Source organism: Dyadobacter fermentans DSM 18053, from assembly GCF_000023125.1.
Lineage (GTDB): Bacteria > Bacteroidota > Bacteroidia > Cytophagales > Spirosomataceae > Dyadobacter > Dyadobacter fermentans.
In genome coordinates this window covers 2561791-2580563 of record NC_013037.1, presented here as the reverse complement: position 1 = coordinate 2580563, position 18773 = coordinate 2561791, and the positions used below count along the sequence as shown (strand labels likewise).

Genomic DNA, 18773 nt, shown 5'->3' with positions numbered 1-18773 from the left:
AAACGGACATGATAATGAAGCATTTATTTAATAAACCAATATTCCTTACGGTGGCGCTTTCCACGCTGCTGGGCTGCGCCGACCTGGATGAAAAGCCGGTGGGGCTACTCGCACCGGAAGCGCTGTTCAGGACATCGAGAGACGTGGAAACGGCCATTATGGGTGCATATGGATGGATCGCCACCGAACGGCTCTATGGCCGCCAGTTCGTATCCGCATTGATGCTGCGAAGCGATATGGAGGACATCGGCGACCGTGGAACGCCCGCCGAGCGCCAGCAGGTGAACGATTTCAATATGGACGATAACAACAACATGGTCAACCAGTTCTGGCCGGTTTGGTACCAGGTTGTGAGCGCTACGAATGCGGCCATTTTTGGTGCGCAGCAACTGGGCCTGCCCGAGGCGACCGGCAACCCGCTCATTGCCGAGGCGCGTTTCATCCGTGGGTTCGCCTATTTCAACCTCGTGCAGGTGTTCGGCGACATTCCGTACATCGACTATTTTATCAGCAATCCCGAATCCGTCAAATCCATTTCCAAAACGCCGGCGGCCACCGTGTACGCCAGCATCATTGCCGACCTGGAATTTGCCAAGCAATGGCTGCCCGACAAGCAGTCGGCGGAGGTCCGGAGCCGCGCCAGCAAGGGAACGGCCGCGTCCTACCTCGCCTCGGTGTACCTCACGATGGGCCAGTATCAAAAGGCCTATGCCGAAGCCAAATGGGTGATTGATAACAAAGACAAATTCGGCTACGGGCTGGAAGCGGATTTTCAGACGCTTTTCAGGGCGCCGCAAGTGCCGAATATGAAGGAACACATCTTCGCTATCGACTTTCTGGGCCTGAAATCGGGTGAAGGCGGTGCCAACGACGATATTATGGCACCCATGACGGGCGTTCGCGGAGGCGATGCGCCGCGCAGCGGATGGAGCGTGATCGTGCCTTCGCTCAAAGTGTACAGCACCTGGGACAATCGCGATTACCGCAAAGAAGTGAGTTTTGAGGACTCGCTGCTGATCGGCGGCAAGCTGGTTCCCTACACCGAGTTCCCGAACACAAAACGCCCGCATATCGCCAAATACGCCCGTTTTGCAGGTAATTCCAATTCCGAAGGCCGCTATTCCGACCATAATTACGCTGCAATGCGCTATGCCGAAATCCTCCTGATCGCTGCCGAGGCTTCCGTGGAAGTGAACGGCCCGAATGCGGAGGCGCTGGGGTATATCAACCAGGTGCGGGCGAGGGCCAGAAACTGGGCCGGCAGACCGACGACGTTCCCGGAAGACGTGAAAGCAGGCCTCGCCAAAGACGCGATGATCGACCTGATCCTCGACGAACGCCGCCTTGAACTCGCATTCGAATACAAACGCTGGTTCGATATCAAACGGCGGAACCTGGGCGAAAAGGTTTTCAAAGGTCCCAATTCGCTGGAACCGCACGAGAATTTCGATGCCAACCGGGATTACCTGATGCCGATTCCGCGCGTGGAGTTGCAGGTAAACCCCAGCCTGGCCCCTCAGAACCCGGGCTATTGATTTCCCCTGATCCGATCGCTATCGTGCTGTGACAGGACGAATATCCGTTCTGTCACGCGGTCGGCGATGACATTGTCGGCGAGCAGCAGGCGAACTGTTATTTGCGGCTGATGAAGCCAGCCCGGGCAGCCCTGCCCCCGATTATCGAGCGGTTCGCTGAAATCGTACGACGGAAGCCGGAATCCGAACACGAGGAACGGACCCTCCGCGGTCCATTCAATGCGGCAGGCGACCGGCGCGTCGGAAGCCAGCAGGTCATCGGGGTAATGGGTATTTTTGAGTATGATATCCAGTGAATTAGCGCCGGCAATGACGCGTATGTTGGCAGTTGGTTCAGGTAGGATCATTATTTCAGTTTTTAATTAATCAGTAACAAAACCCGCTCTGGATTGATTCAGGGCGGGTTTTATGTCTCCGGGCCAAAGTGGAGATGTTATTTTGTATTTTTAATTGATTTATTTAAATAAAATGAATAATTGCTACACGGAATGAAATCCTATTCTTGTAGTTTTAAGCAAGATCTCCGCGTTAATCTGACTCATTCCCTAACACATGACAACAATCCCTACCGAACCGATCGGCAGCATTCCGCGGCCGGCTTATCTGCTGCAAGCGATGCGGGCATATACCAAAGACGAAATTTCGTCCGCGGACCTCGCAAGGCTGTATTCCCAAGCCACCCGCGAAACGATCATTTCCCTCGAACGGACCGGCTCGCCGGTTATTTCGGACGGCGAACAAACCAAGCCGAGTTTCGCGACGTATCCCATTCATGGTGCATTAAACCTCGGCGCCGGTGGGGTGGTGATCCCGTTTGAGGACGGGCACACGAGGCAACTTCCGGTGCTTACATCCGGACCGTTCCGCTACCGCAATTTCGCTGTGGACTACCTGCGGGAAGCGCGCAGGCACACGGCATTGCCCGTGAAACAGGCGGTAATCTCGGCATCGGCCATGAGCCTGCTGTACCCGGCTGCCGGAATCGACGGCTATCCGCAAGCCCAGTTCACCGCCGATCTGCTCGATCAGGCGGAGTCGGATATCCGCAGATGCCTTCATGAGCACGCCTACAATGTCCAGATCGACTTCACGGAAGCGCGGCTGGCGCTGAAACTTGACCCGGGGAGGGGGCTTCTGCAACAATTTATCGCGCTCAATAATCAGCTGCTCGGCCGGTTCACCGCCGCGGAAAGGGGCCGGATCGGCATTCATACCTGTCCCGGCGGCGACCACGATTCCACCCACAGCGCGGACGTGCCCTATACCGAGCTCCTGCCATTATTTTTTCAGCTGAATGCGGGGAATTTTTACCTGGAATATGCCGGGGAGAAAGACAAGGTATCCGTTTTGGAATCCATAAAAGCGCATATCCGGCCCGGGCAGCGCGTGTTCCTGGGCGTCACCGACGTGCTCGCCCCCCGGATCGAGACGCCGGAGGAAATCCGCGACCTGCTGCTGCAAGCAGCCGAATACATTCCGCTCAACCAGCTCGGCTCGACCGACGACTGCGGCTTTTCGCCCTTTGCGGACGATGTTTCAACCGCACGCGAGATCGCATTCGAGAAAATCCGCGCCCGCGTGGAAGGTACAAGGTTGGCGGAAGCGGCATTGTAGGATACCGCGTAATGCCAACCAGCAGGGTACATTGATTTTTGTACCTTTGGTCCAATATGATCGAACCGTTTGGATTATCCATTGAAACCCCTGACAACAACCGACATTTATGAAAACACATTTCCCTGCATGGCTTTTGGCCGCATTCATTTTTACATCCTGCGGCAATCCGGAAGCCGGGCAGCAAGGCCATGAAAACAAGCCCAGCGAGCTCGAAGGCACCTGGAAACTCCTCAGCGGCACATTAATCGAGAAGGGCGACACCACTGTGACCGACTACACGAAAAATGTTTCGTTCATTAAAATCATCAACGACAGCCATTTCGCCTTTTTGCAGCACGATCTCAGCAAAGGGAAAGATTCCACGGCAAGCTTTTCCGCAGGCGGAGGGGCCTATACGCTGCAAGACAGCGCCTACACCGAGAAACTGGAATACTGCACGGCGCGCGACTGGGAGGGGAACGAATTTCATTTCACCATTTCCATTCAAAACGATACGCTTGTGCAGCGGGGCGTGGAGAAGGTGGAGGCAGCCGGTGTGGAACGATTGAATATCGAAAAGTACGTAAGGGTAAAATAAGGACCCAAAAAAGCCGGAGACAGCTATTCTGCTCCGGCTTTTTGCTTGTAACTGAATGCCTTATTTGGCAGGTTCTTTCACCGCCGTAATCGGGAATTCGCCATCCTGTGACACAATGGTGCCCGAAAGTTTGTCGCCATCCTGCGTCATGGTTACCGTGAGGATGCCGCCCTGGAAATCGAGTTTGAAGGTGACTTTGCCCTGGTCTACCGTCAGTTCCTTCATTTCCATGCGTTCCTGCTGGCCCAGGTAGCCGGTGGTTTTGTTGTCTTTCTCCTCGAACGTCATGACGCCGGTTTCGTACTCGGGCGGTACATTGGAAACGGTGTATTTCCACGTTCCGATCAGGTCGTTGGCGGTTTTGAGGTCTTTTGCGGCTACCGCGAAGATGGTAAGCGCCAGAATCATGGTCAGTAAGTACTTTACTTTCATTGTGTTAAATGGTTTTTGCTTGGAAGATTGGTTATTGCATGGCAATGCTTCCAAATTTAGAAAAAAGCACTTACGTTGCGATCCCGGCAATGTTATATTTTTAGTCACTAAATTACCATCGGTGTGCACGGCTGACCAGCGGCGCGGAGCAGACGAACTTTCGGCGGAAAAGGAGCGCGATATTTACGCGCGGATGCCTTTCACAAGTTGCTGCACGGTGGCCAGCACGCGGTCCATATTGGCATAATCGTTCGTGACCTTCGAAATCATTACTCCGCCTTCGATGAGGGCAATGATGGACACGGCCATTCCCTCGGCATCGGTCCCGTCACGAAACTCACCTGCCGCGATCCCTCGCTGGATGATGTCGACCAGGTTCTTTTTCCAGCTGAAAAGCGCTTTGGCGGCGCTAAGCTGCAAAGGGACATTGGTATCGTCGGCCTCCACGGCCGTGTTGAGGATCGGGCATCCGCCGCGGTTGCCCACGCTGGCGATGACGTCCTTGTAAACGCTGCCGTAGACCATCATTTTGTCAAAATATGTCTCCGCTTTTTCAAGCTGAGCCTGCACGGTGTTGAAAACCAGCGAACGGTTGTATTCGAATACTGCCAGCGCTACTTCTTCCTTATTCTCGAAATTTCCGTAAATGCTGCCTTTAGTAAGCCCCGTCGCCTCGGTAATGTCCGACATGGACGTGCCCGCATAGCCCTTCCGGTTGAAAATCTCTGCGGTTTTTTCAATAATAAAATTTCGGGTGCGCTCTGCTTTTGATGTTCCAATGTTCATAGAACAAATATACCAATTGGTATTTATGAATGCAAGTCATTAGCGTCCCATTTGGCTTGCCAACACCCTGCCTTTCAGTTCCCCGAACCCAACCCGCACATGGCCGTTTTGGCCAAATCCTCGCATAATCACCTCGTCGCCGTCTTCGAGGAAGCGCCTTGTGACGTTTTCGCCGAGCTGCACGGCTTCAGTGCCGTTCAGGGTGGCTTCGAGCAGGCAACCTTTCTCGCCACGTTCCCAGCCGCTGATTGTCCCTGTGGCGATGAGATCGCCGGTTTGCAGGTTGCAGCCGGTTACCGTGTGGTGGGCAATTTGCTGTGCGGCCGTCCAGTAAAGGTGCCGGGCGTTTGTCCGGCATACGGTATGCTCTGCGCCATTGCCGCACCTGATGCCCACGGACAGCGACAAGTCAAAATTCTCGCGCGGTTCGCAGGCAAGGTAGGGGAGTGGCGCGGGCTCCTGCGGGGGAGCGGGCGTGCGGAACGGCGCGAGGGCATCCAGGGTCACAATCCACGGAGAAACCCCGGACGCGAAGTTTTTGCTCGTGAATGGCCCCAATGGCTGGTACTCCCACCTTTGGATGTCTCGTGCCGACCAGTCGTTAAAAAGCATGGCGCCAAAAATGTACGTTTCAGCATCAGCAACCGCTAGGGGCTGCCCGATAACCGAATCTTTGCCGATCACAAATGCCAGTTCCAGCTCGAAATCCAGCGCATTCGTCGGTGCGAATGCAGGTATGCCATTTTCCTGGATAATTTGTCCCGCCGGCCGGCGCACCGGTGTGCCCGAAACGACGATCGACGACGCGCGCCCGTGGTAAGCGACAGGCATGTGCCGCCAGTTGGGAAATAGCGGGTTATCAGGCCGGAAAATCTGACCGACGCTCAAGGCATGTTCTTCACTCGAATAAAAATCGGTGTAGTTCCCGACTTTCAGCGGCATGTGCATTTGAATGCCTTTCTGAGCGATCAGCAGGTTTGCGGCGTACTGGTTGAGCACGGAATCCGGGTCGGAAAGGGCGAATTGGATCGTATGGCGCACATATTCGGAAAAATTCCGGCCTAATGCGATGAGGTCGTTCAGCACCGGCTTTCGGAATGCACTCCCGGCTTCGGGATATTGCGGGAACATATTCAGCGCGTAGGCTGCCGACAGGTCAATCACCCATTCGCCGATCGCCACACCCGCCCGCGCCGGGCGCTCATCGCTGAATATCCCGAAAGGCAGGTTATGAATCGAAAAATCGGAATCCGGGGCAACCGGCAGCCAGGAGTTCTGCATATCATTTAATGGTTAATACCGGTGGAAAGATGCGCTTCCAGCAGCGGTTCAATGCCGGTAACCGACTCGTAAAGCTGCTCGTAGGAGCTGATCACGAAATAATGGTCCTGGAAGCGATCGATATGGTAGGGCGTGTCGAGCACCAATGCGAGGTCGAAGTCGATCTTGGGAACATCGTCGCACAGGCAATACCGGCTTTCACCAGAAGAAGAAATAATGCCTCCGCCGTAGATTTTCAGTGCACCTTTTTCACGGATCAGCCCGAATTCGACGGTGTACCAATAGAGCCGCGAAATGCGTTGCAGGATTTCCTCCTGGTCGATATGCTTCAATGCCACTTCGCTTAAATGCGCCATGAAGGCACAGAATGCCTCGTTACTCAGCAGCGGCACGTGTCCGAAGGTGTCGTGGAACATGTCGGGCTCTTCCAGGTAGTCGATCTGTTCGGGTTTGCGAAGCCAGCTCGATGCGGGGAACTGGCAGTTGTACAAATGCGTGTAAAATTCGCGGTGAGGGATCAGTCCCGGCACCACGTACACTTCCCAGCCGGTCAATGCACGAAGCGCAGGATTGGTTTCGCGTTCAAAATGCGGGATATGGTCGGGTACAAAGCCTACTTTCGCAATACCGTCCAGGTAAGCCTGGCTGGCAATGCGCGGCAGCTGCTGCATTTGCCGTTCGAAGAGTTGCTGCCACATCCGGTGGTCGGCGTCGGTGTAGCGTTCATAATCCTGGTTCATGGTGGGTTTGCGTTAAAGTGTGCCGCGCGCCATCTGCTCGCGCTCGATCGCCTCGAACAATGCTTTGAAATTCCCTTTCCCAAACGATTGCGCACCTTTTCTTTGAATGATCTCAAAAAACAAAGTAGGGCGGGGCATGACCGGCCGGGTAAATATCTGCAAGAGGTAACCCTCGTCGTCGCGGTCGACCAGAATGCCGAGTTCGCGGAGGCTTTCCATGTCTTCATCGATATGCCCGACGCGGCTGAGGAGGTCGTCGTAATAGGCCGCAGGGACGCGCAGAAACTCCACGCCGCGGTCGCGCAGCGCACGCACGGTGTCGACAATGTGGTCGGTAGCCACGGCAATATGCTGCACGCCCGGGCCGCCGTAAAAATCGAGGTATTCTTCCACCTGCGATTTCTTCTTACCCTCCGCCGGTTCGTTGATCGGAAACTTGATCCGCCCGTTGCCATTGCTCATCACTTTGCTCATGAGCGCCGAATATTCCGTCGAAATGTCCTTGTCATCGAAAGAAACCATCATTTTAAAACCCATCACTTCCTCGTAAAACTTCACCCAGCGGTTCATTTCGTTCCAGCCCACATTCCCTACCATGTGATCGATATACCGCAACCCGACCGGCCCGGGCGAGTGCTCCGGCTGCCAGGCGACAAATCCGGGAAGGAAAACGCCATCATAATGCGTCCGCTCCACAAAAACATGCACCGTGTCACCATAAGTGCATATTCCGGCCCGCACCGTCCGGCCGTGTGCGTCCTGCTCGGTAACCGGTTCAAAAAAGGGCTCGGCCCCGCGGCTGACGGTCTCGCGAAACGCACTTTCGGCATCGTCCACCCACAATGCAATGGCCTTTACACCATCGCCATGGCGGTCGATATGCGCGCCAATGGCCGTGCCGCCGTGCAGCGGAGAGGTGAAAACGAGCCGGATCTTGTCCTGCACCACCACGTACGATTCGCGGTCGGTGAGCCCGGTTTCAAGCCCGGCCATCGCCAGCGGCTGAAACCCGAATGCATTCCGGAAATAATGCGCCGATTGCAGCGCATTCCCGACATAAAGTTCCACATAATCCGTCCCGTTAATAGGCAGGAAGTCGGTCGTGTGGCGGGGGGCGGGGGCGGTTTGGGGGAGCATGGGTGAATGGGTGAATGAGTGAATGAGTGAATGGGTGAATGATCCGCCGTGGAACGAGGAATGATTGAATGATTGAATGTGTGAATGAGTGAATGAGTGAATGATTGAATAAAAATTTCATGACCAGATCAAACAAAAAATTATTCAATCATTCAATCATTCAATCATTCAAAATTTAAGATTCACTCATTCACTCATTCAAAGTTCACTCATTCAAAGTTCACTCATTCCCCCCAACTCATAAAGTACCGCCCGTCGTCAATCGCCATTGCCTGTTCGGTGAGCATGAGTGGGCGGAAAGTGTCGACCATGACGGCGAGTTCTTGGGTCTCTTTTTTGCCGATGCTCCGTTCGTAGGCGCCTGGGTGCGGACCGTGCGGGATGCCGCCCGGGTGGAGCGTAATGTGCCCCTGCGCGATGTCGTTGCGGCTCATGAAGTCGCCGTCGACGTAGTACAGGACCTCGTCGGAGTCGATATTGCTGTGGTTGTAGGGTGCAGGAATGGCCAGCGGGTGGTAATCGTAAAGCCGCGGGCAAAACGAGCATACTACAAATGCGTCGGTCTGGAACGTCTGGTGCACGGGCGGCGGCTGGTGAATGCGGCCGGTAATCGGTTCGAAATTATGGATCGAAAACGCCCACGGATAATTGTATCCGTCCCAGCCGATGACATCAAACGGGTGCGTTTCGTAGGTGACCGGGTGAAAATGGCTCTGTTTCTTGATTTTAACGACAAAATCCCCGTGCTCGTCGTGTGTTTCGAGGTCTCGGGGCAGCACATAATCACGCTCGCAATACGGCGAATGCTCGGTGAGCTGACCGAAATGGTTGCGGTAGCGTTTGGGCGTGTAAATGGGCGAATGTGATTCGAGGTAAAGCAGGCGGTTATCAGGCCCATCGAAGTCGATCTGGTAAATTGTACCCCTGGGAATCAGTACATAATCTCCATATGTGAATGGCACCTGCCCGAACGGCGTGCGCAGCCTGCCCGAGCCGCGGTGTACGAACAGGAGCTCGTCGGCGTCGGCATTTTTGTAAAAATAATCCATCGGAGCACCGCTGGGGGCGGCCAGGCCGAGAATAAGATCGCGGTTCATGAGTAACGGCGTTCGGCTGTCGAGATAATCCGCCGCCGGTTTCATGTCGAAGCCGATCAGCTTTCGCATCATCATATTGTTGGTCACAGCCACGCGCGGGGAAATGTCAATGGGCTCGCCAAGCGATTTCACCTGCGTGGGCCGCCAGGTGTGATAGAGGAGGGAAGACATGCCTTCGAAACCGATCGTTCCAAAGAGTTCTTCATAGTAAAGCCCGCCGTCCGGTTTTCGGAACTGCGTGTGGCGCTTGGGCGGGATGGTTCCTAGTTTTTGATAGATCGGCATGTGCTTCGCAATGTAAGTTTGCCAATAGTTGTCTATGCAATTATAAGAAAAGCAATTCAATATTTCAATAAATATTTGTATTATTTTAGAGAAAAAAATAGCTCCATTTAATAAGTTCTACATGCGAATCTTATTTGTTCTCTAAATATTTAGGAATAACTTTGGATGTATTTCAATTCTACATGTGTCCCCAGGACTGAGTACATCTCCCATCCTAGCTGAAAAAGGCATTTGCCGCCTCTGTTGTTGATCTGAACACAGCATTTTCCAATCAATTCAAACCATTTTAGCCATGAGGAAACATTACCTCCATTTGCCAGGGAAGGGCATTCTGATGCTTTTGCTGGGATTGATGCTATCGGTGCAGGGAGTTGCGCAGGTTAGCCAGTTCATTCACGTCGATCAGTTCGGATATGCGCCCGCCGCCGAAAAGGTGGCTGTGCTCAGCAATCCGGTTGTGGGTTACAATGCAGCATTGAGCTACACGCCGCCTGCGACAATGGAAGTGCGGAACAGCGTCACCAATGCGGTGGTGTTCACCGGCCCGGTTACCGTTTGGAATAATGGTAACACACAGGCCACATCCGGCGACCAGGGTTGGTGGTTCGATTTCTCGGCGCTGAACGCCGTGGGAAGCTATTATGTATTTGATCCGGCGAACAACCAGCGCTCGGCCGTTTTTGAAGTGACGTCCAATCCCTACGGCAATGTGATGCTGGCGGCCGTTAAAATGTTTTATTACAACCGCTGCAACCTACCGAAAGTGGCCCCTTATGCCCAAAGCAAATGGACGGACGGCAACAATTTCATGAATGCATTGCAGGACCAGCAGTGCCGCTACGTGTACGACCAAAGCAATGCCACGCTGGAAAAGAACCTCACCGGCGGCTGGTTCGATGCGGGAGATTATAATAAGTATGTGGCGTTTACGCACAGCCCGCTGCACGACCTGCTCTATGCCTACGAGGAAAACCCTTCGGTTTTTACAGATAATTTCAACATTCCCGAAAGCAGCAACGGCATTCCCGACTTGCTCGACGAGGTGAAATGGGAGCTCGACTGGCTTTTCAAAATGACTAATGCCGACGGCAGCACGCACAACAAAATGGGCAGCCGGAATTACAGCGAAAACATCTCTTCACCGCCCAGCGCGAATGTGGAAGGGCGTTACTATGGCCCTACCTGCACTTCGGCATCGGCCACGATTGCCTCGGTTTTCTCGCACGCGGCGCTCGTGTACGCGGGTATTCCCGCGCTCGCATCGTACGCGGGAGCGCTGGAAGCCAAAGCGGTGAGCTGCTTTAATTACGTGCAGCCGTTTTTCAATGCCAATACATTACAAACCAACTGCGACGACGGCAGCATCGTGTCCGGCGATGCGGATGTGGCCGTGGGGCCGCAGCGAAACATGATGGTGATCGCCGCGATTTACCTTTTTGAGCGGACGGGCAATGCGGTTTACAATCAGTTTGTAGTCGATCATTATGCCGGAACCGACGTCATGAGCTCGGGATATTGGGGCGTGGATGCCACCGAATTGCAGGATGCATTGCTGCGCTACGCCCAGCTCCCCGGCGCCAACCCCACGGTCGCCGCGGCCATTCGGAACTCGGCCGGTACGGCGGTGAACGGCAACTGGAACGATTTCTTCGGCTGGACGACGGCCGATCTGTACCGCGCATTCATGCCCGACTGGTCGTATCACTGGGGCAGCAATATGCCCAAGGCCGACTATGCCAATGTGAACCGCACGATGCTCAAAGCCGGACTGGGCAATGCGGCCAGCCTGCGCCGGAAGGCCACCGAGCAAGTCCATTATTTTCATGGTGTGAACCCGCAGGGGCTCGTTTATTTGTCCAACATGTACGGCGTGGGCGGCGAGCGCTGCGCGAACGAGATTTACCACGCGTGGTTCAACGACGGCACCATTTACGACAATGCGCTCACGTCGCCGAACGGCCCGGCGCCGGGATACGTCGTCGGCGGGCCCAATGCCGACTATACGATCAGTAGCCAGTCGCCGCCGTTCGGGCAACCGCGCCAGAAAAGCTACCTCGATTTCAACACCGGCTGGCCGACCAACAGCTGGGAAATCACCGAGCCGGCGATTTACTACCAGGCCGCCTACATCCGCCTGCTGGCGCATTCGACATTGCCTATCGAAGACCCGCTGCCGGTTGAACTGGCCGATTTCTATTTAAAAGAACTCAGCAACGGCCAGGCGCAGCTTTTCTGGAAAACCGCTTCCGAAGTCGATAATGAACGTTTCGAAATCGAGCGCTCGACCGACGGCACCGATTTCCGCCTGATCGGGGAGGTGAAAGGGAATCTCACTTCCCAGCATGCACATCATTACACTTTCACGGATACCGAAGCGCCGGGTATCACTTCCTATTATCGTTTAAAACAAATCGACGTGGATGGGCAGTTTGAGTATTCCAAAATCATCGCGCTGTACCGCAACGGCGACGTCGCCTTTCGCATCGCGCCCAATCCACTGACCGATTACCTCGATCTTCAAATGCCTCCGCAAACCGGTCGTACCACGGTGAAAATTATCAATATGGCCGGCGTGGAAGTGATGCGGCGGGAAATGAATGGGAGCGGTCGTGTGGCTATTCCAGACATTACCAAAGGGATCTACCTGCTCAGTGTGGAGCAGGGGAGCGACAAGCTTTTTACACAAAGGATTTTTAAAAACTGATGAGCTAACGGACAGCCGCGGCTCACTGTCGCGGTATGTCCTTGTTTTTTCGGTAATGCGCCGGCGACAGGCCCATTTGCTGCTTGAAAAGCCTCGAAAAGTAAAATGGATCGTCAATACCGATGGCGGAAGCCACTTCATTGATCCGCCATGTGCTGAAATGCAGCAGCTGGCAGGCCTTCTGGATTCGAAGATAGTTGAAGTATTCGATGGGCGCGTAGCCGGTATCTTTCTTGAATCTCCGGGAAAAAAATGAGACCGATAAATTTACCGAACGGGCAATATTATCCAGCGAAAGGGAATTGGAAAGATTTTCCTGCATGTATAAAATCGCTTTCTCGGTAGGGCTGCCGGCGCCTGCGGAGGGCTTTTGCGCACCGAAATGCTCCGGGGCGATGAACGACGACAGGTAATGCGGCAATGCAAGGTTAGCTTGCAGCAGGTTAGACGCGCTGTAACCTTTCAGTAATGTGCTGGCAATGTGCGTGAAAAGCGCATTTCGCTCGTCGGAAAACCCTACGTGAACGGCTCGGGCGGGTTCGCCGTCGCGGTCCATTACCGCCGCCACGGCCGCATCGGAATGGTCGCCGGCGATGTGCATCCAGTAAATGCTCCACGGGTTTTGGGTGTCGGCGCCATAGGCATGGGGCAGCTCAGTAGGCAGCAGAATGACCTCGCCCGCGCGTACGTGCAGCTGGTTTCCGCCCAGTTCGATCCAGCCCTGTCCATCAGTACAATACAGCAGGATAGCCTGCGAAATGCCGTTAGGGCGCTGGTAATAATGGTGCAATGCTTTGGGATAATAACCCATTCTTGAAATGAACAAATGGCTGATCAGCGGCAATTGCTCGCAGTGGGAAGTCGCTACTTTGGGTATTTCGATGATCAGCTCGCCGTCGAAGCCTCTGCTTTTGCGCATAATGTGTGTTTTTTTGATTGGAATGATAGCGTGTTAAAGGTAAAATAATCCATGTTTTAGACAAAATCGTTCATTCGTTTATTTCTTGGAATAGCTGAATTTTGGAATGTTAAAGTACCATTTCTAATTCCGCTATTATGGCTAAGCAATTATTGACGCACGCACAAATTGAACAGTACAATACCGACGGTTATCTGATCGTCCGCGGCTTTTACGATGCAGAGGAAGTTTCGCGGCTTTACCGCATTGCCATCGACGACGCGGCCATCAGCAAGCACGCGATTAATGTCAACGACAGTACCGGCAAGCGGAGCAAACTTTCCCTGTGGTACAAACCCGGTGACGATGTGTACGGCCTGCTTACCCGCGGCAAAACACTCGTACGGGCCGTAGACCAGCTGCTCGAACGGCAAGCCGGCGATGTTTCGCATTCTGTTTGCCACTATCATTCCAAACTCATGCAGAAAGAGCCGCGGGTAGGCGGCGCGTGGGAATGGCACCAGGATTATGGCTACTGGTATAAAAATGAATTCCTGTATCCCGGGCAGATGATGTCGGTGATGGTCGCAATTACGGACGCGAACGTGGAAAACGGCTGTCTGCAAGTGATCCGAGGTTCGCACAAAATCGGTCGTGTGGAGCATGGTTTTTCGGGAGAGCAGGTGGGCGCCTCGCAGCATCATGTCGATCTCGCTTTGCGTGCGATGGAGCATGTTTTCGTGGAGCTGAATGCCGGTGACGCGCTGTTTTTTCATAGCAATATCCTGCACCGCTCCGAGGCCAATTTGTCCGACCGGCCGCGTTGGTCTTTGATTTCGTGCTACAACCGTTCGACCAATATCGGCTACAACGAATCGTCGTCGGGTTCAGCCAGTATCACGCCGATAGACATCGTGCCGGACGACGCGTTACTTACCCGCGAAGCAGGCGGGCTAGCCGAATCCGAGGCCGATTTTCTGAGCAAGGAAGCTGATGTATCATTGAAATAACACACACACTATGGCGCAAGCAGGCGTTCCGCTTCCGGCATTGGAGTACCCTCCCGTCCCGATCAACAAAAAGTACGTTTACCTGCTCTGCGCCATTGCCGCGCTGGGCGGGATACTGTTTGGTTTCGACCTGGTGATCATTTCCGGGACAGTTGCATTTTTTCAGGCGCATTTCGGGTTGAGCGAACTCGAAACGGGTCTGGCCGTTGGGTGTATCAACCTCGGTGCTGCGGTGGGCGCAGTCATGGGTGGCTGGCTTTGCGATCGGCTGGGCCGTAAAAAGCTACTGATGATCTGTGCGGTACTATTCGCGATGACGGGTGGCGGCACCGGTTGGGCCATGAGTTTTAATATGTTTATCGCGTTTCGCATGCTCAGCGGCGTTGCCGTGGGAGCGGCCGCATTGGTTTGTCCGATCTACCTCGCCGAAATTTCGCCCGCATCTATGCGCGGCACCACCGTTTCGTTTTACCAGCTATCGATTGTCGTCGGTATCTTGCTGGCCTATCTTTCCAACTACCTGTTGCTGAATGTCGAAGACAACTGGCGTTGGATGTTTTCGTCCCAGTCGATCCCTGCATTGCTGTTCTATTTCAGCCTGTTCACCGCCTCTGAAAGCCCGCGCTGGCTCGTGCGGTCGGGGCGTGAATTCGAAGCGCAGATCGTACTGGAACGCATTGGCGGCCTGGACTACTCGCTGGCGGAGCAGGAGCAGATCGAGCAAAGCTTCGCCGATAAGTCCGACACGGGCGTGTCGGAGCTATTTAAAAAGGAAGTCCGGCATATTGTGTTTATCGGGGTCATGATCGCCGTGTTTTCGCAGATAGTCGGCCAGAATTCCATCTTCTCCTATGCGCCGGAGCTTTTCAAAAAGGCGGGAATGGCGCAGGACTCGGCATTTATGCAGTCGATCATCATCGGGATCACCAATTTTGTCTCCACTTTCGTTGCCATTTTCACGATCGACAAGGTAGGGCGGAAGAAGCTGCTTCAATATGGGTCTTTCCTGCTGTTTGCCGACGCCATTGCATTGGCGGCTGCGTTTTACATGCAGTTATCGGGCATTTGGGTGTTGGTCTTCGTGCTGGCATTCATCGGCTTTTATTCGGCTACGCTCGGGCCGGTCACCTGGGTGACGCTGTCGGAGATTTTCCCGAACCGTATCCGCGGAAATGCGATGGCCGTTGCGACGCTGGCACTCTGGATCGCCAATTTTTTCACGACGTCCCTGTTCCCTGTCATGAACCAGTATTTCGGCGTGCCGGTCACCTTTTTGATCCACGCAGGCGTTTGTCTGGGTTACTTCCTCTTCATCCGGAACAAAGTGCCCGAAACAAGGGGCCGGTCATTGGAAGAAATTGAGAAACTATTGGAAAAAAGCTGACCGTTAACTGAATGAATATTCAATTTTTTGCTCCCGAATGGGGCAATACGCTGCCTTTCGATACTTTTTGTGCAAATGTAAAAGCGGCGGGCTACGACGGCGTAGAGATGGCGCTGCCCTTCGAAGCGCCGGAAAAGCAGGCGATTCTTGATACACTGGCAGCACATGGCCTTCAACTGATCGGGCAATACTGGCAGTCGTTGGAGAAAGACATTGACGAGCATGCCGCCAATTACGAAAAATACCTTCGCAACCTGATCGACGCCAGGCCGGTACTTATCAATTGCCAAACGGGGAAGGACTATTTCGATAATGCTCAAAATCAGCGGCTTTTCGCGCTGGCGGCGGCATTGTCCGCCGAATCGGGCATTCCCATTATTCATGAAACGCACCGGGGCAAAAGCCTTTTTGCGGCGCATGTCACTAAGCATTACCTGCAAACCAACCCCAAGCTCCGCATCGCGCTCGACATTTCACATTGGTGCAGCGTTCACGAGTCACTCCTGGCCGACCTGCCCGACGAAGTAGCGCTCGCCATCTCCCGCACCGATCACATCCACAGCCGCGTGGGCCATCCCGAAGGCCCGCAGGTGAACGACCCGCGCGCGCCCGAATGGGCCGACGTACTTGATGCACATCTGGGCTGGTGGGATCGCGTGGTAGCTGCGCACGAGCAAAGGGGAACGACACTCACCATCACCACCGAGTTCGGCCCTGCACCCTACATGCCATCCATGCCGTACACGCAGATGCCGCTGGTGAGCCAGTGGGATGTGAATGTGCACATGAAGAACCTTTTGCAGCAGCGATACCGCAATAATTAGAGGCCTGCTCTAATTATTTTTTAATATTTTAATTGAATTTTATTTAACCGTTAAATAAAATTTTTGTCATTAAAATACTGACAGTGAGTTGGTTTTAGCTACATAGGAACTAATTTGTAGTACCTTTTGGAATTAGTAGGGGGCGTTTCTGTGTTTTACGCTTTCCGGGATTGTGTGCCGGGTAATGAGTTAATTCATAAATTTGCTTTGTAGTAACCCCCGATCGATCTAATAACTATGAGCATCCTTTATGTTGACCATGAAATTAATAATCTGAATTCCTTCAAAGCGACCTTCCGCAGGGATGCCAAGATTTACCTGGCCAAGTCAACCGAAGAAGGTTTGAAGATCCTCGACGAGCATAAAATCGACGTCATTTTCGCCGATCATCAGATGCCCGAAATGACAGGGCTGGAATTCCTCAAACACGCTTCGAACCAATATCCTTCCAGTATGCGCGTGCTGCTTACCGGCAATGCATATACCGAAGAGTTTCGCTGGGCAGCCGGCAAAGGATATTTCCATAGCTATGTGAACAAGCCCTGGGACGAGCAGCAGCTTCGGACGCTGATGGTTTCGCGTCTGTACTAGGTACTGATTATCACACCCGCAAAGCGCCGGGAGCCACAGAGCTTCCGGCGCTTTTTTCTTTGGGGTAAATGCCGGTTTTAAAAAAATTGCCACACCAATATTTGCTGCGAATATATTGACTACATTGGAGTTTGAATATGCTGTCAAAACTTCATCCGGCGCCGCAAGGCTAAACCTTAATCCATGAAAAGAAGAGATTTTATGCAAATGTCGGGCTTCGGCCTGGGAGCAATGATGCTTGCCGAGGTGCCCGTTTTAGGGTATCCTGTGCAGGAAGAGCGGCTCCTGGAACCCTGGCTCGACGTTTCAGTAAAGAAAAAGCTCGCCGAAACTGCACTGAACGGCGCGCGCGACAAAGGGGCTACGTACACAGACGTCCGTATTGGACGGTATTTGCAGCAATACCTTTTCACGCGCGAAAAACAGGTTCAAAACATTGTCAACGGTGAGTCCTACGGCATCGGCATTCGCGTGATCGCCAATGGGACCTGGGGCTTCTCTGCTACGAGCGACGTCTCGCCCGAAGGCATTGCCCGCTGCGCCGCAACCGCCGTGGCGATTGCCAAGGCCAATTCGAAGTTCCAGAAGGAGCCGGTGGTACTTGCCGCTCAGCAGGGTGTCGGCGATAAAACGTGGAAAACGCCCCTTAGCAAAAATGCATTCGAAATACCCGTGCGGGAGAAGATCGATCTGCTGATGAAGGTGAACGGCGCCGCAATGGACAATGGTGCCAATTTTGTGACCTCCAACCTGTTCTTTATCAACGAACAAAAGTATTTTGCTTCTACCGATGGCTCATTTATCGACCAGGATATCCATCGCATATGGCCGACGTTTACCGTCACGGTGACCGACAAAGCCTCAGGCAAATTCAAAACGCGCGACGCGATCAGCTCGCCGATGGGCATGGGCTACGAATACCTCGACGGCCTGGCTACCGAAAAAATCGCAGGCCCGAACGGATTAGTCGGCTATCGGAATTCGTACGATATGGTCGAAGACGCGATCGTGGCGGCCAAGCAGGCGAAGGAGAAAGTGACGGCCAAATCCGTAGAGCCGGGCAAATATGACCTTGTTCTCGACCCCAATCACCTCGGACTTACCATCCACGAGTCGGTAGGTCACCCCACGGAACTTGATCGCGTGCTGGGCTACGAAGCGAACTATGCCGGAACCAGCTTCGCAACGCTAGACAAATGGAAAACCCGCAACTTCAATTACGGCAGCAAGCTCGTCAACATAGTTGCCGACAAAACCCAGCCAAACACGTTAGGCGCGGTCGGTTATGACGACGAGGGCGTGCCGTGCAAGGAATGGGACATTATCAAGGACGGCATTCTCGTCAACTACCAGGCCATTCGCGATCAGGTGCAAATCCTGGGCGAGAAAGAGTCGCACGGATGCTGCTATGCCGACGACTGGAGTTCAGTACAATTCCAGCGCATGCCCAACATCAGCCTCAAACCGGGCACCGAGAAACGCAGCGTGACGGACATGATCAAAGGCGTCGAAAAAGGCATTTACATCATCGGCCGCGGCTCTTATTCGATTGATCAGCAACGATATAATTTCCAGTTTGGCGGGCAGGTCTTCTACGAAATCAAAAACGGCGAGCTCACCGGCATGCTCGACGACGTGGCCTACCAATCCAACACCCAGGAATTCTGGAACTCGTGCGTGCAGCTGTGCGACAAAGACGATTACCGTACCTTCGGCTCATTCTTCGACGGCAAGGGACAACCCGCACAAATCAGCGCAGTATCCCACGGAAGTTCAACAACGAGGTTTAACGGGGTGAATGTTATTAATACGGGGAGGAGGATTTAACGAGCCGCCGTGGAACGGGGAATGAGTGAATGAGTGAATGAGTGAATG

At 53.7% G+C, this 18773-nt stretch carries 17 protein-coding genes; 9 read left to right on the top strand and 8 right to left on the bottom strand.

Translation table 11 applies throughout. The annotated features are described in order from the left end of the window. The first annotated feature begins 14 nt into the window (after window positions 1-14). Window positions 15-1535: a RagB/SusD family nutrient uptake outer membrane protein gene (locus DFER_RS10415; RefSeq protein WP_050774674.1), complete on the top strand. Its 1521-nt coding sequence runs from the start codon at window positions 15-17 to the stop codon at window positions 1533-1535. Here the strand turns inward: DFER_RS10415 and DFER_RS10410 are convergent. Then, on the bottom strand, window positions 1529-1882 hold the full coding sequence (locus tag DFER_RS10410; protein WP_015811589.1) for a hypothetical protein: 354 nt from the start codon (window positions 1880-1882) through the stop codon (window positions 1529-1531). The genes DFER_RS10415 and DFER_RS10410 overlap by 7 nt on opposite strands. A 205-nt stretch (window positions 1883-2087) precedes the next feature. On the opposite strand from DFER_RS10410, the gene DFER_RS10405 reads away from it, so the two are divergent. Both DFER_RS10405 and DFER_RS10400 read left to right on the top strand, forming a co-directional pair. After that, window positions 2088-3149 (top strand): cobalamin-independent methionine synthase II family protein, encoded by a 1062-nt coding sequence (locus DFER_RS10405; protein ID WP_015811588.1) that lies wholly within the window; start codon window positions 2088-2090, stop codon window positions 3147-3149. 109 nt (window positions 3150-3258) lie between these two features. Then, a complete protein-coding gene (locus DFER_RS10400) occupies window positions 3259-3729 on the top strand; it encodes a hypothetical protein (RefSeq protein WP_015811587.1) in 471 nt (156 codons plus the stop codon). A gap of 60 nt (window positions 3730-3789) precedes the next feature. On the opposite strand, the gene DFER_RS10395 is transcribed toward DFER_RS10400, so the two are convergent. The 6 genes from DFER_RS10395 to DFER_RS10370 form a co-directional block, all read right to left on the bottom strand. Beyond that, entirely contained in the window at window positions 3790-4161 is a 372-nt protein-coding gene (locus DFER_RS10395) for a hypothetical protein (protein ID WP_015811586.1), read from the bottom strand. A gap of 183 nt (window positions 4162-4344) precedes the next feature. Continuing rightward, a complete protein-coding gene (locus DFER_RS10390; protein ID WP_015811585.1) occupies window positions 4345-4947 on the bottom strand; it encodes a TetR family transcriptional regulator C-terminal domain-containing protein in 603 nt (200 codons plus the stop codon). A gap of 39 nt (window positions 4948-4986) precedes the next feature. After that, window positions 4987-6228 (bottom strand): fumarylacetoacetase, encoded by a 1242-nt coding sequence (fahA, locus tag DFER_RS10385; protein ID WP_015811584.1) that lies wholly within the window; start codon window positions 6226-6228, stop codon window positions 4987-4989. Window positions 6229-6233: 5 nt separating this feature from the next. Beyond that, window positions 6234-6968, bottom strand: coding sequence for a phenylalanine 4-monooxygenase (gene phhA, locus DFER_RS10380; protein ID WP_015811583.1), 735 nt, complete (start codon window positions 6966-6968; stop codon window positions 6234-6236). A gap of 12 nt (window positions 6969-6980) precedes the next feature. Then, the gene (gene hppD, locus DFER_RS10375; protein ID WP_015811582.1) at window positions 6981-8105 is read right to left on the bottom strand and encodes a 4-hydroxyphenylpyruvate dioxygenase; all 1125 of its coding nucleotides are present in this window, start codon (window positions 8103-8105) and stop codon (window positions 6981-6983) included. A gap of 224 nt (window positions 8106-8329) precedes the next feature. Further along, window positions 8330-9487: a homogentisate 1,2-dioxygenase gene (locus DFER_RS10370; RefSeq protein ID WP_015811581.1), complete on the bottom strand. Its 1158-nt coding sequence runs from the start codon at window positions 9485-9487 to the stop codon at window positions 8330-8332. Between the two features lie 292 nt (window positions 9488-9779). Here DFER_RS10370 and DFER_RS10365 point away from each other — a divergent pair, with 292 nt between their 5' ends. After that, on the top strand, window positions 9780-12191 hold the full coding sequence (locus tag DFER_RS10365; protein ID WP_015811580.1) for a glycoside hydrolase family 9 protein: 2412 nt from the start codon (window positions 9780-9782) through the stop codon (window positions 12189-12191). 22 nt (window positions 12192-12213) lie between these two features. On the opposite strand, the gene DFER_RS10360 is transcribed toward DFER_RS10365, so the two are convergent. Then, the gene (locus DFER_RS10360; protein ID WP_015811579.1) at window positions 12214-13110 is read right to left on the bottom strand and encodes an AraC family transcriptional regulator; all 897 of its coding nucleotides are present in this window, start codon (window positions 13108-13110) and stop codon (window positions 12214-12216) included. A gap of 137 nt (window positions 13111-13247) precedes the next feature. Here DFER_RS10360 and DFER_RS10355 point away from each other — a divergent pair, with 137 nt between their 5' ends. The 5 genes from DFER_RS10355 to DFER_RS10335 all read left to right on the top strand — a co-directional run bounded on the left by DFER_RS10355 (window position 13248) and on the right by DFER_RS10335 (window position 18725). Then, a complete protein-coding gene (locus DFER_RS10355) occupies window positions 13248-14099 on the top strand; it encodes a phytanoyl-CoA dioxygenase family protein (protein ID WP_015811578.1) in 852 nt (283 codons plus the stop codon). Window positions 14100-14109: 10 nt separating this feature from the next. After that, window positions 14110-15483, top strand: a complete 1374-nt coding sequence (locus DFER_RS10350) for a sugar porter family MFS transporter (protein WP_015811577.1) — start codon at window positions 14110-14112, stop codon at window positions 15481-15483. 11 nt (window positions 15484-15494) lie between these two features. Beyond that, on the top strand, window positions 15495-16307 hold the full coding sequence (locus tag DFER_RS10345; RefSeq protein ID WP_015811576.1) for a sugar phosphate isomerase/epimerase family protein: 813 nt from the start codon (window positions 15495-15497) through the stop codon (window positions 16305-16307). A 237-nt stretch (window positions 16308-16544) separates the two neighbouring features. Next, window positions 16545-16898, top strand: a complete 354-nt coding sequence (locus DFER_RS10340) for a response regulator (RefSeq protein ID WP_015811575.1) — start codon at window positions 16545-16547, stop codon at window positions 16896-16898. A 183-nt stretch (window positions 16899-17081) separates the two neighbouring features. Further along, a complete protein-coding gene (locus DFER_RS10335; protein WP_015811574.1) occupies window positions 17082-18725 on the top strand; it encodes a TldD/PmbA family protein in 1644 nt (547 codons plus the stop codon). Window positions 18726-18773: the final 48 nt, after the last annotated feature.

Coding starts and splice junctions, on each gene's coding strand:
- DFER_RS10410 (WP_015811589.1), bottom strand. CDS start 1,882: ATGATCCTACCTGAACCAACTGCCAACATACGCGTCATTGCCGGCGCT.
- DFER_RS10400 (WP_015811587.1), top strand. CDS start 3,259: ATGAAAACACATTTCCCTGCATGGCTTTTGGCCGCATTCATTTTTACA.
- DFER_RS10335 (WP_015811574.1), top strand. CDS start 17,082: ATGAAAAGAAGAGATTTTATGCAAATGTCGGGCTTCGGCCTGGGAGCA.
- DFER_RS10360 (WP_015811579.1), bottom strand. CDS start 13,110: ATGCGCAAAAGCAGAGGCTTCGACGGCGAGCTGATCATCGAAATACCC.
- fahA (WP_015811584.1), bottom strand. CDS start 6,228: ATGCAGAACTCCTGGCTGCCGGTTGCCCCGGATTCCGATTTTTCGATT.
- DFER_RS10415 (WP_050774674.1), top strand. CDS start 15: ATGAAGCATTTATTTAATAAACCAATATTCCTTACGGTGGCGCTTTCC.
- hppD (WP_015811582.1), bottom strand. CDS start 8,105: ATGCTCCCCCAAACCGCCCCCGCCCCCCGCCACACGACCGACTTCCTG.
- DFER_RS10395 (WP_015811586.1), bottom strand. CDS start 4,161: ATGAAAGTAAAGTACTTACTGACCATGATTCTGGCGCTTACCATCTTC.
- DFER_RS10370 (WP_015811581.1), bottom strand. CDS start 9,487: ATGCCGATCTATCAAAAACTAGGAACCATCCCGCCCAAGCGCCACACG.
- DFER_RS10345 (WP_015811576.1), top strand. CDS start 15,495: ATGAATATTCAATTTTTTGCTCCCGAATGGGGCAATACGCTGCCTTTC.
- DFER_RS10405 (WP_015811588.1), top strand. CDS start 2,088: ATGACAACAATCCCTACCGAACCGATCGGCAGCATTCCGCGGCCGGCT.
- DFER_RS10350 (WP_015811577.1), top strand. CDS start 14,110: ATGGCGCAAGCAGGCGTTCCGCTTCCGGCATTGGAGTACCCTCCCGTC.
- phhA (WP_015811583.1), bottom strand. CDS start 6,968: ATGAACCAGGATTATGAACGCTACACCGACGCCGACCACCGGATGTGG.
- DFER_RS10390 (WP_015811585.1), bottom strand. CDS start 4,947: ATGAACATTGGAACATCAAAAGCAGAGCGCACCCGAAATTTTATTATT.
- DFER_RS10355 (WP_015811578.1), top strand. CDS start 13,248: ATGGCTAAGCAATTATTGACGCACGCACAAATTGAACAGTACAATACC.
- DFER_RS10340 (WP_015811575.1), top strand. CDS start 16,545: ATGAGCATCCTTTATGTTGACCATGAAATTAATAATCTGAATTCCTTC.
- DFER_RS10365 (WP_015811580.1), top strand. CDS start 9,780: ATGAGGAAACATTACCTCCATTTGCCAGGGAAGGGCATTCTGATGCTT.